Here is a 13810-nt window from a genome sequence, read left to right as displayed (position 1 = left end):
ATCTCCAGCACCAGCGCGCTTTTGCGCTTGGCCGTCCACCGCTTGATCTCTTCGTCCATCACCTTGCCCATGCTTAACTCCTTTCAAAGTATCGCCTGAGCAGATTTTCAGTGGGTCATTACACGACATCGCCGGTCTGCCTCAGCGTCTTGAGGGCGCTCAGTGCGTCAGTTTTCCAGCGGATGACGAGAATCAGCAGTTCACCTTTCAGTGAGCGGTAGACCGTATCGGGATCTTTGGTGTTGCCGGTCCGGTCCGCCCAATCGTTCGGAAAGTAATTGCCGAACTGCAGCGTTCCGGCGCGATCTGCAATGACGGAGTGACTGTCGCGCGAGGCGCTGATGAGTTCACCGTCATTGCCGATCCGGCTCCAGACCTGGACTGCCGGCGAGACCCAGACGTCCAGCGGCTTCGAGGCCCAGGTGCGGCCGCAGATGAACCAGCTGACGGCGTCGTCGGGTGCGAGCCTGACGCCGCTGTCCAGCCACGGTGCGGCATTGGCGGGCAGGTCGATCCAGCGCGCTTCGGCAATGAGCCCGGCCGGTGCCTGATCCAGTAGCGCCTGCATCTGTTGCCTGAACCGTTTGCAGTCTGGTGCGGATTCAATGTGCCCGGCGCGGCGGCGGCGCCATGTCTCGACGAAGCGTCGACCTGCGACGGACAGCTCGGTCAGTGCACCGGCCATGAATGGCTCCCCCGTTGGTTTGCGGGGGATCATCCATCAAATGCCTGGCGTTTCCAAAATCGGGGGCGGTTCAGCGCACCCTCACGGCCGGGGCGCTGGCTGTCTGCTATGCAGTACGCGCCAGTTTTCCCAGCCGTCGGAACGCGCCTTCGATGCGCGGGGTGATGCGATGACCGCAGTTGAGCCGAAGTGAATCGCCGAAGGCACCACGGCTGCTGAACAGGGGGCCGGGTGCGAACTCCACGCCTTCCGTCGCAGCGCGCCGGTACAGGTCGAGCGTGTCGGCGCCTTCCGGTAATTGCACCCACAGCAGAAAGCCGCCGCTGGGCTGGACGATGCGGGTGCCGTCCGGAAACGATTCGAGAATGCAGCGCATCGCCTGTTGCACCTGCTGTTCGCAGGCGGCGCGCAGACGCCGCAGGTGACGGTCATAGAGACTGCCATCCAGCACGTCGGCCAGTGCCTCCTGCATCAGCGGTGCGGTGCTGACCGAGGCGGCGAACTTGAGCGCGCGCACGCGTTCGGTGTGTTTGCCGGCGGCGATGAAGCCGACACGGGCGCCCGGTGCCAGCGTCTTCGAGAAGGCGCTGACCAGCATGACTTCACCGTGCGGGTCGAAGTGCCGTAGCGGCAGCGGACGGCGCTCGGTGTATTGCAGCTCGCCGTAGAGATCGTCTTCGATCAAGGCCACGTTGCGGCGGCGGCACAGTTCCACCAGCGCCGCCTTGTCCGCGTCCGGCATCGTCGCGCCCAGCGGATTGCTGTGCGTGGGGCACAGCAGGCAGGCTTTGATCGTGCGTCCGGTCGGGCTGGTCAGCACGCGCTCCAGCGCCTCCACCGACAGGCCGCTGCGTGGATGTGTCGGGATTTCGCAGGCTTTCAGATTCAGGGTTTCGAGCAGCTGCAGGAAGCCGAAGTAACACGGCGACTCGACGGCGACGGCGTCGCCGGGCGCGCACACCGCATGCAGCGCGAGCTGCAGCGCTTCCATGCCGCCGTTGGTGATCAGCAATTCCGATACGTCGATGGCGGTGCTGCTGCGCAGGTAGCGCGCGACGATCCACCGGCGCAGTCGCAGGGAGCCTTCCAGCGTGCCGTAGCCGGAGATCAGGCGCGGTGTGGTTCTGGCCAGGCGCGCGGTGGCACGTTGCAGGGACTGCGTCGGTAACAGCTCCGGGTCCGGGAACGCCGCGCCCAGCGGCACCGCGTCTGGCGCGCGTGTGGATGCGGCCGAGAACATCTGCGCGATGATGTCGCTGACCTTGACCGAACGCATACGTGCGGGCGGACGGCTGATCGGCGGCTCCGGTGTCGTCAAGCGTGGCAGGCGTGCGAAGTAGCCCGAACGCGGGCGGGCTTCCACCAGCTCGCGGAATTCCAGCGCGCGCAGGGCGCCGACTGCGGTTGCGATGCTGACGTTGCGCTGGGCTGCGAGCTCGCGCACGGACGGCAGGCGACTGCCGGCCGCAATGCGGCCGCTGTGGATCAGGCCGGCGATGTCGTCGGCGATGCGTTGGTAGGCCGGAATCATGGCGCTCATCTGTACCGATCAAAATTCCATTTCATTGTATCTGTGCTGATCGGGGCGTGGTGGGTAGATTGCGCCGCATGAACACCGAATTGTCTCTCGATACGACCTGGCAGGCGCTGGCGTTGCTCGCCTTCAGCTCGGCAATCACTCCTGGGCCGAACAACCTGATGCTGCTGGCGTCCGGCGCGCGCTTCGGTCTGCGACGGACGCTGCCGCATCTGGCCGGCGTGATCTTTGGCACTGCGAGTCTGATCGCGTTGAACATCGCTGGTTTGGGCGCCCTGATGCTGGCGTGGCCGGCCGCCATTCCCGTGCTGAAAGTCATCGGCGCTAGCTATCTGTGCTATCTGGCGTGGCGGCTGACGCGCGCCGCGCCCACGGCGACCACGCAGGGCGGTGTGTCTGGCGATGCTCGACCGATCGCGTTCACGCAGGCGGCGAGTTTCCAGTTGGTCAATCCCAAGGTCTGGATGATGGGGCTGGCTGCGGCAACCACGATCGGCAGTGTCGACACCGCGCGCGCCGCGTTCGGTGTGGCGCTGTTCATGGCGGTGGCAATGCCATGCATCCTGCTCTGGGCGACGTTCGGCGTGGTGATGCTGCGCGTGCTCAGGACCCAGCGCGCGCATGCCGTCTTCAACGTGACGATCTGCGTGATGCTGATCGCGACCGCGGGACTGATGATGCTGGCATGAATTTGTGGCGTAGCCGGATGAAGCAGCGCGCTCGCGACTTGCGACGGGTCTCGTGATCTCGCGTCGTCCGCAGTGCCGGTCGGGTCGATGTGCCCGGCGCGGCGGCGACGCCATGCCTCCAGAAAGAGTCAGCCTGAGACGGACAGTTCAGTCAGTGCGGGCCGGAGGCTCGATCCTGTCGGCCTCACGACGCGCCAATCAGACGGTCCAGCATCGGCTCCAGCAAGGTTTCCACGCTCCGGCCATGCACGAGCTGTCGCCCCATGTGCAAGCTCACAATGCCATGGACACCGGCCCACAGCAGTTGCGCCAATAGGTCGGCGTCGCCGTCAGCGTCACCACGTTGCACGGCTTGGGCGGCGATGCCGGCCACATGCTCGAGCAGGGATTGGCGAACGGCGAGCAGCTCAGGGAACTGATCGGGCGACGATTCCTCCAGCGAGAAGATCAGTTCGTATTCCGCCGGGTGCTCCAACGCAAAGCGGACCATTGCGCGCGCCAGCAGGCGCAGGCGATCCGTCGGTCGGCGGCGCGGTTTGTCGGCCGCAGTGACGAAGGCAACGAAGCGCTGCGAGCTCAAGGTTCGCAGGGCAAGCAGCAGCGCGGCCTTGTTGTCGAAGAAACGGTACGGATAGGTGTGACTCAGGCCGCCGCGGTCCGCCAGCTTCCGGAATGTGACCGCCGCCAGGCCTTCCTCCAGATACAGATCCAGCGCCAGTTGGGTGAGCCGGGCAGCTGCCGATTGCTCTGTCTGTTTGGAGTGTCGTGGACGTGGCATAGGCCGTCATGATAGTTTCGTTAACACTGTAAAGAAATCAGTTTCACCGGTGGCTGTGCTGTGGCGACGAAGATTGTGGACACTCAATGGGGTAACGGTCAGGGGTTGACGCGGCGCCGATGGGTGAGACTGCTGGCGACCCTCATGGTGACCTTGAGCGCCGAATCGGGGCAGGCCTTCAATGGCTTGTCGATGCCGGGACTGGGCGTCAATCAGGTTGGGATGGCGGGTGCGGGAACGGCGCTGCTCAGTGACAGCGCGGCGACGCTGCGCAACCCCGCCGCCGGTGCCTTCCTGCAATCGGGCAGCACCTGGGACCTGCTTCTGGGCTTGCCCACAGCCGGTTACTCAGCGTCCGCAACGGCGGATGATTCGAGGTTTTCGCTGTTTGAATTTCGCCCCGGAACGTATCGCTCGGTCTACATGGCCGCCGCCGCGCCAACGCTTTCCAGCATCCGGCGCGTGTCCGATCGGTGGGCTTGGGGCCTGGGGCTTTACGGGGCCGGTCTCGGGAGTACGTTGATTGACGGCTCCGCCAATATCGGACGCGGCATTCCTACATTGTCGTCCGAGTGCCAGGGGGATTTTGCCGGCGGAATGGCGCTGACCCCGACCAGCGGCTCCAGCCAATGCGGACTGGGGACGGAGAACGCGGGCATTCAGGCAACACAGGTCATCAGCAGTGCGTATCTGAGCTTTCGCCCGTGGTCGTGGATGGCGGTTGGGGCCGCTCCGCTGGTTGTCACGGAGCAGTTGCGGATTCGAGGCCTGTCCGCTTTTGCGCCGTACGCGGTCGAGGAAGATCGCGTCACCGATCGCGGCTATGAATTTTCGTGGGGCCTCGGATACCGGCTCGGGCTGCACCTGCGCCCGATTGATGAGCTGGATTTTGGCATGTCGTATCAACCCCGCGTGCAGATGACGACGTTGGAGCGTTACCGTGGCGTGATCCAGGGCGGCAATCTCGACGTTCCGAGCAACCTGAACTTTGGATTGCATCTGAAGCTGTCGCCGAACCAGAGCGTGATGGTCGACCTCGACGAGATTCACTACAGCGAGGTGCAGGTCCTGCGCTCGTCGCCGGACCTGCAGGAATTCGTCAATCGCTGTCTGTTGCCGCGGTTGATTCGGTTGAGCGTTGCGGGCCAGGAGGACAGTGCGTACTGCCTGGGCGGCAGCCAGGGGCCGGGATTCGGCTGGGGTGACACCACAATCTTCAAGATCGGCTACGAGATGCGCGCGGACCGCTGGAGCTGGCGCGCCGGTTACAGCGCCGGGGGTTCCCCGGTCCGCATTCCGGATGCGGTGATGACGACGCTGGTCCCGGCCGTAGTCGACAAGCACCTCGCCGTGGGTGCCTCGTGGGCGTATTCGCCGCGCCTGAATATCGGCTTGGCGCTTTCCTATGCCATCCAGGGACATGAACGGGTGCGTAACGGCCTGAGCAATATCCAGCTGGAGACGTCGGGCGTTTCCGGGATTGTCGGTGCGCTGCTGGGCGACGGTGCACTGCTTCAGGCGGATGTCGGCCGGGATGCGTCAGATCAGACGGTCGACATCTACATGGACACCTGGGAGCTGCAGCTGGGGCTGAGCTGGACACTTCCGGGCGCTCGTTGACGCGGCGTTCGACACGCGAAATGTGCGTGCGCGCCTGAGCACGCGGTGCGCGGCGGATGTTGGCCATCGCCGCCCCAAGCCTGTGTATCCCCTTCGTTCGCTCGGTGCCACAATCGGTGACTCAAGTGCATTTGTCGGGAGAGTGCTGATGCGCGCGCTGCGATACTGGGCCCTCACCGTGGTTGTGATGCTCGCGGTGCCCGTGGCCGCTCTGGCCTATGAGATTCCGGAGTTCACCCCGAACGTGGTTGACCCCAGCGGCTTTCTGACGCCGTCGGAGCAGGAAGCGGTCAATGCGGAGCTGCAGCGGATTCGCGAGTCCAGCCATATCTGGGGGGCGGTTTTCATCGTCGGAACGCTGGATGGCGAGCCGATCGAGAACGTTGCAGTGCAGGCGTTCGAGAAATGGCAGCTCGGGCAGAAGGATGTCGATAACGGTCTGCTGCTGGTCCTGGCCATCGATGACCGCAAGTCGCGATTTGAAGTCGGCTACGGCCTGGAAGGCAGCATCACGGACGTGGCGGCGCTGCACGCGCTGGACGACTATCTGGCGCCGAAAATGCGTGGCGGCGATACCGAGGGTGCGATCGTCGATGCGTTTGGTTTTCTCTCGCGCATTGTCGAGCAGGATCCCGATGCGGTGCGCGAGCTGGAACAGGCCGACGCAGGCGATCCGTTCTACTGGCGACTCGGGCTGATTGCCTGGGGTGTACTGCTGATTGCGATCTGGTTCGGTTTTCCGATTCGCAACCGCTGGGTCGCGCATCAGCGTGCGCGACTGCAGGCGATTGACCCATCGCTGTCGATTGATGACGAGGAGATCGTCAAGACTTCGGGCCCGAAGCCGCGTTGGAAGGGCAGTCTGTTCGTGCAGGCGTTCCTGTCGATCAATCCGGGCGTCTTCGTGTTTCTGCTGGCGGCGCTGTCGATCGTGGGATTCGTCGTCGCCATCATTTCGATTCCGGCGTTGATGGTGCTGGTCGCCTACTTCTCAGGGCGGCGTTATGCGTCGCCGGAAATCTATCGGCAGTTTCTCGAAAAGTTGGCGCGGCGGCGTGCCGAGATGATTCGCATCGGGCACCTGAAGGAAAAGTCCCCCGGCGTGTTCGAGTACACGCCGGCGTATCACGCCAGCCAGCGCTCATCGTCTTCGTCAGGAAGCTCGAGTTCGTCCTCGTCCTCCGGCGGCGGGCGCTCCGGGGGCGGCGGCGCCAGTTCGAGCTGGTAGGCCCGGGGCGACCGGGCCTGCCAGGATGACTGCTGTGACGTGAGCGGCGCTAGCCGGGCTCGCCACAGCGCACTGCTGTGGTCATCCCTTGTTTGCGGGCGCCCGGCATTCGCGGCGTCCAGCCACTCGCCACCAGCACGCCGCCGAGGACCAGCACCAGCCCCGCGAACTGTTCCGGGTGCGGCCAGGTGCCCATCGCGAGATTGATCAGTAACGTGAACACCGGCACCAGGTTGAAGGCGATCGCGGCACGATGCGGACCCAGCGCGTGGACGCCGTGCAGCCAGAAGATATACGCCAGCACGGTGCCGCACAGCGCCATGTAGAGCAGGATGCTCCACGCCTGCGGACTCTGGGTGCTGATCAGCGTCACCGAATCGTCGCGCCACAGTGCGATGGCAATCAGCGCGAGGGCACCCGCGGAAATGCTCCACCGCGCCTGCTGCGAAGCCGGCACATGCGCGGCATGGCGCTTGAGCAGCACGCTGTACAGGCTCCAGGTCAGGCACGCGGTCAGCATCCACAGGTCACCGATGGCGACATGCACGGCGCTTAGATGGCCGCCGGTGATCACCAGCGTGACGCCGGCAAAGGCAATGCCGATGCCGGCCAGCTGACGCAGCGGCAGCGGCGTGCGCAGTAGCCAGGACGACAGCAGTGCGGTCAGTAGCGGCGACAGCGACATGATCAGCGCGGCGTTGAGTGCCGAGGTGGTCTGCAGCGCCGTGAAGAAAGCGTAGTTGAAGCCGAACACACCGAGCAGACCCAACAGGCCCAGATGCAGCATGGTGGTGGGTGACAGCTGTGATTCCGGCCGTCGCCGCCATGCGCGCATCAGCAGCAACAGCAGGACCGCGATGCCGAAGCGCTCGCCGGCCGCCGTCAGCGGCGGTAGCTGCGATGCGATGGCGTGACCGGCGTTGAAGTTGCTGCCCCAGAAAAAGGTCGCAGCGACCACGAGAGCCCAGACGGTGGTTTCATTGCGTGCCATGAGCGGCCTCCAGAAATGATGGGGGCAGCTTATAGATTTCATATATGCTCAGTAAGCCACAAAAGTGGAGGGTGTATTTCCATATATGAAATCAAAACCATCCCTCGATGATCTGCAGCTGTTCCATCAAGTGGTGCAGCTCGGCAGCCTGAGTGCGGCGTCCGCAACCATCGGCGTGCCCATCGCCACGCTGAGCCGACGGCTGCAGGCATTGGAACGTACGCTCGGGTGTCGCCTGCTGGAACGCAGCGCCCACCACTTCGCCCTGACCGAAGCGGGGCAGCAGTACTTCGCAGCCTGCGGTCCGCTGCTGGAGGATCTGGTGGCGGTGACGGCCAACCTGGACGACGCCCGCACCAGTCTCGGTGGCTCGTTGCGGATCACCGCGCCGGTGAATCTGACGCAGCAATGGATGGGGCCGTGCTATTTCGACTTCATGCGGCGCTACCCCGGTGTGCGCCTGCAACTGCAGGTCTCCAATCACTACGAGGACATGATCGAGCAACAGCTGGACGCCGCGATCCGCGTGGGCGAGCCGCAGGACAGCCGCCAGTGGATTGCGCGTCCCATCGGTCAGACCCGGCTGGCCTTGTGCGCTGCGCCGGCGTATCTGCAGCAGTCGTCGCCGCTTGTGCACCCACGAGATCTGGTGGCGCACTCGCTGGTGGTGGCAAGCCCCATGAGCCGCTGGAACCTGACGCATCGGACGTCCGGCGAGCAGTGCATGATTCAGCCGCAACCGTATTTCCAGAGCAACGATATCCAGGTCGCGCTGGATGCCGCTCATACCGGATTCGGCATCGTGCTGGTGCCGGACTACTACTTTCTGGCGCCGTCACCGACGCGGCGTGAGTTGGTGCCGGTGCTGCCGGACTGGTACGGGCAGCCGCGACCGATCTACTTGATGTACCGCGACCGCAACGTCATGTCAGCGCGCCTGCGCGCGTTTGTCGATCACGTGGTGGAGTGGATGGCCCGATACGGGCCACCCGTCGTCTAGCCGGACGCCAGAAGGCTCAGCGCGCGTACTTCACCAGATAGTCACTGATGGCCTTGAGTTCATCCGCGGTCGGAACCTGTACGCACACTGGAAAGCCGCTGTCGGAGGTCGTGATGTGACGGGCCATCGTCGGCATTACGGCGGCCCATTCCTCGGCCGTGTGCAGGCGCGTATTCGGTACTGCATGGCACAGCGAGCAGTAGGCCTGCATCGTTTGCGCGCCTGCTGACCTCGGATCCGGCAGCGTCTGGTCGCCAGGGCTCGCCGGGGTCCAGCCGCTGAACATCCAGTCGAGGCCGCGCATGCCCTGCAGGAACTGGTAGTTCGACTGCCAGTGCGTCTGCAGCGCCGTGTTCAGCGCTGCGGGATCGTTCGCTGCCGCATGCAGTCCGACGAGGTCTTCGCGCATCTTGCCGAGCCGGGCCTGCATCGCCTTCAGGTAGTCGTCGGAGCGGATCTGTCCGGGGAATGCCAGGCCGGACCAGGTGCCGCTGACCACGCGGCAGCCTTCGGCGCCGCCGGACTTGCCGACGACCATGCCCAGCGATGCCGCCATGTAGTCCTGCATCTCCTTCCAGTGCTGCTCCATTGCGCCCTGACGCTGCGCCTCACCCTGTGCGTCGCGTACGGTATTGAGCTGGCTCTGCAATTCATCGAGCCGGCCGTCCAGATCGGTCAGCACGGTTTTGGCTTTCAGGGCGGGCGGCGCGGATGGCGCGCTGCTCGCTGCCTGTGTCGTCAGCGGCAACACGAGGGCGGACAGCAGAACCAGCGAGCGGCGTAGCGTGGCGTTGAACATGGTCGGTATTTCCGGCGTGGACGAGCTGGACCGAAGACTGAAAGAAGGCGGCCATGGCCGCATTGACCCGAGTCAACCACTGCCTCGCACGCCGGTTGCGTTCAGGACGTGGCAGACCGACCGCTACGACCCAGCTCTTATCCAGCCTGCGCCAAAGCAACCGCGTCGGCGCCCGCCGGATATCGGAGTTGTTCCAGACCATCGGTGGCGGCGCGCCAGATCGCGTCCGCGACATCGGATTCGGTGGTGACTGCATCGGGCTGCGTGAACGCTGCCAGTACGGATTGCGCGTAATCCGCATAGGCCGCGGGAATCAGGCCTTCGAGGCGCGGGCCCGAGTTCTGCGAAAAGCGCGTGCTGGGCCCATAACCGGGCTCGACCAGCTTGGCGCGCACGTCAAAGCTTGCGAGCTCGTGTGCGAGCGAGGCGGTCAAGCCCTCGATCGCCATCTTGCTCGCGGTGTACACCGCGACTAGCGGCATCGGGGCCAGCGTCGCGCTGGAGGTGACGTTGACGACGACGCCCGATCGCCGCGCGCGGAACTGCGGGATGACGGCCCGCGTCATCGCGATCGTGCCGAAGGTATTGGTCTCGAAAACCCCGCGGATCGTGGCCATCGACGTTGCCTCGAGTGCGCCCAGCAGTCCGATCCCCGCGTTGTTGACGAGCACATCGATCGCGCCGCTGGCGGCGATCGCGGCGTCGATGCTCTCGGCGCGCGTCACATCCAGCGGCAATACCCGGATCCGCTCCGAGCATGGCAGCAGGTTGGGATTGGGCGTACGCATCGTTGCAATGACGTTCCAGCCCTGTGCATGAAAGTGGCGCGCGGTTTCCAGACCGTAGCCGGATGAGCAGCCGGTGATCAGGACGGTTTTCATGGTGTTCTCCAAGCGTGGGGGTGATGTGACCAAGATAGCGAGCCGGGATTGGACCAACTACAATAAAAAGTCCTTATTATTTTATAAATGGTCCAAAATGCTCGATCCGCTCTCCGATGTCATTGCCCTGCTCCAGCCGAGCGCGGTGTACGCCAAGAGCATCAGCGGTGCCGGGCGCTGGGGTGTGCGCTACACGCCGTTTGATCAGCCGAGCTTCTGCGTCGTGCTGGAGGGCAGCTGCCGTCTGGCGGTCGAGGGCGAGGACGCCGTGGTGCTGGCGGCGGGGGATTTCGTGCTGCTGCCGGCGACGCCGGGCTTCACGCTGTCCGGATTCGAGCCGGCGACGCCGGTGCTGATCGATCCGAGGATCAATACGGTCACGACAGGCGAGGTCCGTCACGGCACGCCGGATGGGCCGCCCGATCTACGCATGCTCGGCGGATATTTCGAATTCGAGTCACCCGATGCGGCCCTGCTGGTGTCGTTGCTGCCGGCGCTGGTCCATGTGCGCAATGCCGAACGTCTTTCCGTGCTGGTCCGGCTGATCAGCGAGGAATCGAAGCAGCAGCGGGCCGGCCGCGAGCTGGTGCTGACGCGCCTGGTGGAGGTGCTGCTGGTCGAGGCCTTGCGGGTGGCGCCGGCGGACGGTGCGCCGCCGGGATTGCTGCGCGGACTGGCTGACCCTCGCATCGCGCTGGCGTTGCGCAACATCCATCAATACCCGGACCGACCGTGGACAATTGCGGCACTGGCAGGTACCGCGGCGCTATCACGCTCGGCGTTTTTCGAGCGGTTTGCACAAATGGTGGGCCTGCCGCCGATGGAATACCTGCAGGCCTGGCGCATCGCGGTCGCCAAGCGACTGCTGCGGCGCAATGATCTCGGCCTGTCCGAGATCGCCGAGCGCGTCGGCTACGCATCAACCAGTGCGTTCAGTACCGCGTTCAGCCGCTGCGTCGGCCAGCCGCCGAGCCGATATGCGCGCCAGATCGCCAGCGCGGCACAGCACAGGGCTGCGGTCTAAGGGGATGCGGCGGCGGTCGGAATTCAGCGCAGCTGGCTGTCCTTGCTGCCGCGCCGGTTGTAGCCACTGAAGGAGCGGGTCTTGCCGTCGTGCGCGTCCTGGCAGTGGACGCACAGGCGCACGCCGGGAATCGCCTGTCGGCGGCCTTCGGGGATTTCGTCGTCGCACTCGGCGCAATGCGTCAGGCTCGGGCCTGCGGGCAGGGTGCTGCGGGCACGTGCAATCGCGTCCTTGACCGTCGCGTCGATCTGCTCCTGAACCGCTCCGTCCTGTGCCCAGCCCGTTGCCATGGCGTTCGTCCGCGTTGAATCCCGACTGAAAAGCAATTAAGTCGCGAACCGGCGCGAACTTCAAGAGGTCCGGCTGCGTGTCGCCAGGGCCAATGCCAACGACACTGCTGAACGTATGATGCCGGCGGGGGGATCAATTAACTTGATGCGCACGATAGCAATCATCGTCGGTGTGTCGGTGGCGGCCGCGCTGCTCTCGGTCGTATACCTGCAGCATCGCAGCCTGACGGACATGCGGGGGAGGCTCGACTTGCTCGAGCCCGGCGCGGTCGACGAGGGTTTCGCGCAATCGATGGCTCTGCATCACCAGCAGGCGATCACCATGGCGCAACTGATGCTGGATGGGCGTCCGACACGACTGTCCTTGCTGGCGCGCCGCATCCAGGGGGCGCAGGCCCTGGAACTCGGTGAAATGCGCGGTTGGCTGCAGGCCTGGGGAAAACCGCTGCTGCCAAATTCGCGCAGCATGGGCTGGATGCTGCTCGGCGATCGTTCGCCCGATGCGGCGCTGGTGCAGTACCTGCTGGATTGCGAAAAGTCCGAAACCGGCATGCCGGGTCTGGCGACCAACGCCGAACTCAATCGCCTGCGGACTTCTTCCGGCGATGAACGCGATCGTCTGTTTCTCCAGATGATGCTCGACCACCATCAGGGCGGCATCCCGATGGCCCGGTTCGCTGCGGACAATGCGAAAATTGCGGTGGTTCGTCGACTGGCAGCGAGGATCGTGCTGGATCAGTCCGAAGAGATTGCATCGATGCGGCTGTTGATGCAGGCGGCGGATCTCCGGCCGGTCAACTGAGTCGGCGGACGGTGGGTCGGGCCGAAAAATATTCTTAGAGTGATCAGCGTGAGTGGGGAGCAAGACATGAAGATGAAAATGGCAGGGCCGGTGTTTGGTCTGGTGCTGGCGACGCTGACGGCCTGCGGTGGTGGATCGTCGCCGGCGACGACGCCGAACCAGGTCGGTGGGGCAACGCCCAAAGCGGCCTGCGGTGCTGGATCGAGACCGGAAACCGGGATGCAGGGCCGTGTCAGCCGCGAGGAGCATGACAGTGGTCGCGCGGCGGAGGGCTATACCTGCAACACCGAGCTGGTGGGGACATACGCGGTCGAAAACGCCATCGGCACTGTCGGCGGATTCAAGGTGCAGCGCTACATCGACAAGAATGGCCGCGAGTGTGCGTATTACGACACCACGCTGCTGTATCCGACCAACGCGCTGGACGCGGCTGCGGGCGTCAACGTGATCGACATGAGCGATCCGACGACGCCGGTACTGGCGACGCAGCTGATCACGCCTGCAATGCTGACTCCGCATGAATCGGTGGTGTTGTCGCAGGAGGCCGGTGTGTTGGCAGCCGTGGCAGGCAATCCGGGGTTCTATCCGGGCGTGGTCGATGTCTATGATCTGGCCGACGATTGCCGCAATCCGCAGCTGCGTTCGTCAGCGCTCGTCGGCTTCCTTGGGCACGAAAGCGGAATGGCGCCGGATGGCAAGACGTTCTATTCCGCATCGCCCGGAACGCCCACGTTGACCGCAGTGGATATTTCAAATCCGCTGTTACCAATTCCGCTTTGGACCGGCAATTACACCTCGCACGGTTTGTCGATCAGCAACGACGGCAATCGCGCGTATGTCGCGGCCGGCAACAGCTACGGTGTATTGATCCTCGATGTCTCCGAGATCCAGGCACGCAAGCCGAATCCGCAGGTGCGCGAAGTGGGCAATATCACCTGGGAAAACATGACCATTCCGCAGAACGCGATTCCGTTCACGCGCAACGGCAAGCCCTACCTGGTCGAGATCGATGAGTATTCATCGAACAGCGCGGGTGGCAGCGTGGCGGCGAACGGTTCGGTCGTGGGCGCGGGACGCATCATCGACATCAGTGATGAAACCCGTCCGGTGGTGGTTTCTGATCTGCGGCTTGAAGTCCACGAGCCGGAAAATCGCGATCTGATTGCCAACGATCCGGGAGCCCAGCTGCCGATCCAGGGCTATGCCGGGCACTACTGCAACATCCCGACGCGCGTCGATCCGGACATCGTCGCCTGCAGCATGATCATCTCCGGACTGCGGATCTTTGATATCCGCGATCCGGCCAAGCCGCGTGAGGTGGCGTACTTCAACGCGCCGGTGAGTCCGCGGATCACGCCTGTCTTCGAGGCCAGCAACTGGGCGATGTCGAGCCCGGCATTCGTGCCGGAACGCAAGGAGATCTGGTACACGGACGGTTACAGCGGTTTCTATGCCGTGCGCGTCACCAACGGCGTCTGGTAGAGCA

At 64.3% G+C, this 13810-nt stretch carries 14 protein-coding genes; 7 read left to right on the top strand and 7 right to left on the bottom strand.

The annotated features are described in order from the left end of the window. Positions 1–118: 118 nt before the first annotated feature. Positions 119–685, bottom strand: a complete 567-nt coding sequence (locus E4T66_RS06315; RefSeq protein ID WP_136848042.1) for a hypothetical protein — start codon at positions 683–685, stop codon at positions 119–121. A 106-nt stretch (positions 686–791) separates the two neighbouring features. After that, the gene (locus tag E4T66_RS06310) at positions 792–2225 is read right to left on the bottom strand and encodes an aminotransferase-like domain-containing protein (RefSeq protein ID WP_136848041.1); all 1434 of its coding nucleotides are present in this window, start codon (positions 2223–2225) and stop codon (positions 792–794) included. A gap of 68 nt (positions 2226–2293) precedes the next feature. Here E4T66_RS06310 and E4T66_RS06305 point away from each other — a divergent pair, with 68 nt between their 5' ends. Then, on the top strand, positions 2294–2911 hold the full coding sequence (locus E4T66_RS06305; protein WP_136848040.1) for a LysE family translocator: 618 nt from the start codon (positions 2294–2296) through the stop codon (positions 2909–2911). Between the two features lie 184 nt (positions 2912–3095). Here E4T66_RS06305 and E4T66_RS06300 read toward each other — a convergent pair whose 3' ends face one another. Beyond that, positions 3096–3689, bottom strand: coding sequence for a TetR-like C-terminal domain-containing protein (locus E4T66_RS06300; RefSeq protein ID WP_136848039.1), 594 nt, complete (start codon positions 3687–3689; stop codon positions 3096–3098). A gap of 123 nt (positions 3690–3812) precedes the next feature. Between E4T66_RS06300 and E4T66_RS06295 the strand changes: the two genes are divergently transcribed. After that, the gene (locus tag E4T66_RS06295; RefSeq protein WP_136848038.1) at positions 3813–5309 is read left to right on the top strand and encodes an OmpP1/FadL family transporter; all 1497 of its coding nucleotides are present in this window, start codon (positions 3813–3815) and stop codon (positions 5307–5309) included. 148 nt (positions 5310–5457) lie between these two features. Further along, positions 5458–6537: a TPM domain-containing protein gene (locus tag E4T66_RS06290; RefSeq protein ID WP_136848037.1), complete on the top strand. Its 1080-nt coding sequence runs from the start codon at positions 5458–5460 to the stop codon at positions 6535–6537. A 49-nt stretch (positions 6538–6586) separates the two neighbouring features. Here the strand turns inward: E4T66_RS06290 and E4T66_RS06285 are convergent, their stop codons facing one another. Then, positions 6587–7528 (bottom strand): DMT family transporter, encoded by a 942-nt coding sequence (locus tag E4T66_RS06285; protein WP_136848036.1) that lies wholly within the window; start codon positions 7526–7528, stop codon positions 6587–6589. An 85-nt stretch (positions 7529–7613) separates the two neighbouring features. Here E4T66_RS06285 and E4T66_RS06280 point away from each other — a divergent pair, with 85 nt between their 5' ends. Continuing rightward, the gene (locus E4T66_RS06280; protein WP_136848035.1) at positions 7614–8528 is read left to right on the top strand and encodes a LysR family transcriptional regulator; all 915 of its coding nucleotides are present in this window, start codon (positions 7614–7616) and stop codon (positions 8526–8528) included. Between the two features lie 16 nt (positions 8529–8544). Here E4T66_RS06280 and E4T66_RS06275 read toward each other — a convergent pair whose 3' ends face one another. Both E4T66_RS06275 and E4T66_RS06270 read right to left on the bottom strand, forming a co-directional pair. Next, positions 8545–9327 (bottom strand): hypothetical protein, encoded by a 783-nt coding sequence (locus tag E4T66_RS06275; RefSeq protein WP_136848034.1) that lies wholly within the window; start codon positions 9325–9327, stop codon positions 8545–8547. Between the two features lie 137 nt (positions 9328–9464). After that, positions 9465–10208 (bottom strand): SDR family oxidoreductase, encoded by a 744-nt coding sequence (locus tag E4T66_RS06270; protein ID WP_136848033.1) that lies wholly within the window; start codon positions 10206–10208, stop codon positions 9465–9467. A gap of 97 nt (positions 10209–10305) precedes the next feature. Between E4T66_RS06270 and E4T66_RS06265 the strand changes: the two genes are divergently transcribed. Then, positions 10306–11232: an AraC family transcriptional regulator gene (locus E4T66_RS06265; protein WP_136848032.1), complete on the top strand. Its 927-nt coding sequence runs from the start codon at positions 10306–10308 to the stop codon at positions 11230–11232. 23 nt (positions 11233–11255) lie between these two features. On the opposite strand, the gene E4T66_RS06260 is transcribed toward E4T66_RS06265, so the two are convergent. Then, positions 11256–11522, bottom strand: a complete 267-nt coding sequence (locus tag E4T66_RS06260) for a DksA/TraR family C4-type zinc finger protein (protein WP_136848031.1) — start codon at positions 11520–11522, stop codon at positions 11256–11258. A gap of 145 nt (positions 11523–11667) precedes the next feature. Here E4T66_RS06260 and E4T66_RS06255 point away from each other — a divergent pair, with 145 nt between their 5' ends. Both E4T66_RS06255 and E4T66_RS06250 read left to right on the top strand, forming a co-directional pair. After that, complete coding sequence (locus E4T66_RS06255; protein ID WP_169577502.1) at positions 11668–12324, top strand: DUF305 domain-containing protein; 657 nt, start codon at positions 11668–11670, stop codon at positions 12322–12324. A gap of 66 nt (positions 12325–12390) precedes the next feature. Further along, entirely contained in the window at positions 12391–13806 is a 1416-nt protein-coding gene (locus tag E4T66_RS06250; RefSeq protein ID WP_136848029.1) for an LVIVD repeat-containing protein, read from the top strand. The last annotated feature ends 4 nt before the right edge of the window (positions 13807–13810 follow it).

Source organism: Sinimarinibacterium arenosum (genome assembly GCF_005047655.1).
In the GTDB taxonomy this organism is placed as follows: Bacteria; Pseudomonadota; Gammaproteobacteria; order Nevskiales; family Nevskiaceae; genus Solimonas.
Note: the sequence above shows the minus strand (reverse complement) of the source record. Positions and strands in the feature narration are given on the sequence as shown.

Bases quoted from the DNA above. Each gene is read 5' to 3' on its own strand.
- E4T66_RS06255 (WP_169577502.1), top strand. From the start codon at position 11,668: ATGCGCACGATAGCAATCATCGTCGGTGTGTCGGTGGCGGCCGCGCTG.
- E4T66_RS06285 (WP_136848036.1), bottom strand. From the start codon at position 7,528: ATGGCACGCAATGAAACCACCGTCTGGGCTCTCGTGGTCGCTGCGACC.
- E4T66_RS06310 (WP_136848041.1), bottom strand. From the start codon at position 2,225: ATGAGCGCCATGATTCCGGCCTACCAACGCATCGCCGACGACATCGCC.
- E4T66_RS06250 (WP_136848029.1), top strand. From the start codon at position 12,391: ATGAAGATGAAAATGGCAGGGCCGGTGTTTGGTCTGGTGCTGGCGACG.
- E4T66_RS06275 (WP_136848034.1), bottom strand. From the start codon at position 9,327: ATGTTCAACGCCACGCTACGCCGCTCGCTGGTTCTGCTGTCCGCCCTC.
- E4T66_RS06305 (WP_136848040.1), top strand. From the start codon at position 2,294: ATGAACACCGAATTGTCTCTCGATACGACCTGGCAGGCGCTGGCGTTG.
- E4T66_RS06300 (WP_136848039.1), bottom strand. From the start codon at position 3,689: ATGCCACGTCCACGACACTCCAAACAGACAGAGCAATCGGCAGCTGCC.
- E4T66_RS06260 (WP_136848031.1), bottom strand. From the start codon at position 11,522: ATGGCAACGGGCTGGGCACAGGACGGAGCGGTTCAGGAGCAGATCGAC.
- E4T66_RS06290 (WP_136848037.1), top strand. From the start codon at position 5,458: ATGCGCGCGCTGCGATACTGGGCCCTCACCGTGGTTGTGATGCTCGCG.
- E4T66_RS06280 (WP_136848035.1), top strand. From the start codon at position 7,614: ATGAAATCAAAACCATCCCTCGATGATCTGCAGCTGTTCCATCAAGTG.
- E4T66_RS06270 (WP_136848033.1), bottom strand. From the start codon at position 10,208: ATGAAAACCGTCCTGATCACCGGCTGCTCATCCGGCTACGGTCTGGAA.
- E4T66_RS06265 (WP_136848032.1), top strand. From the start codon at position 10,306: ATGCTCGATCCGCTCTCCGATGTCATTGCCCTGCTCCAGCCGAGCGCG.
- E4T66_RS06315 (WP_136848042.1), bottom strand. From the start codon at position 685: ATGGCCGGTGCACTGACCGAGCTGTCCGTCGCAGGTCGACGCTTCGTC.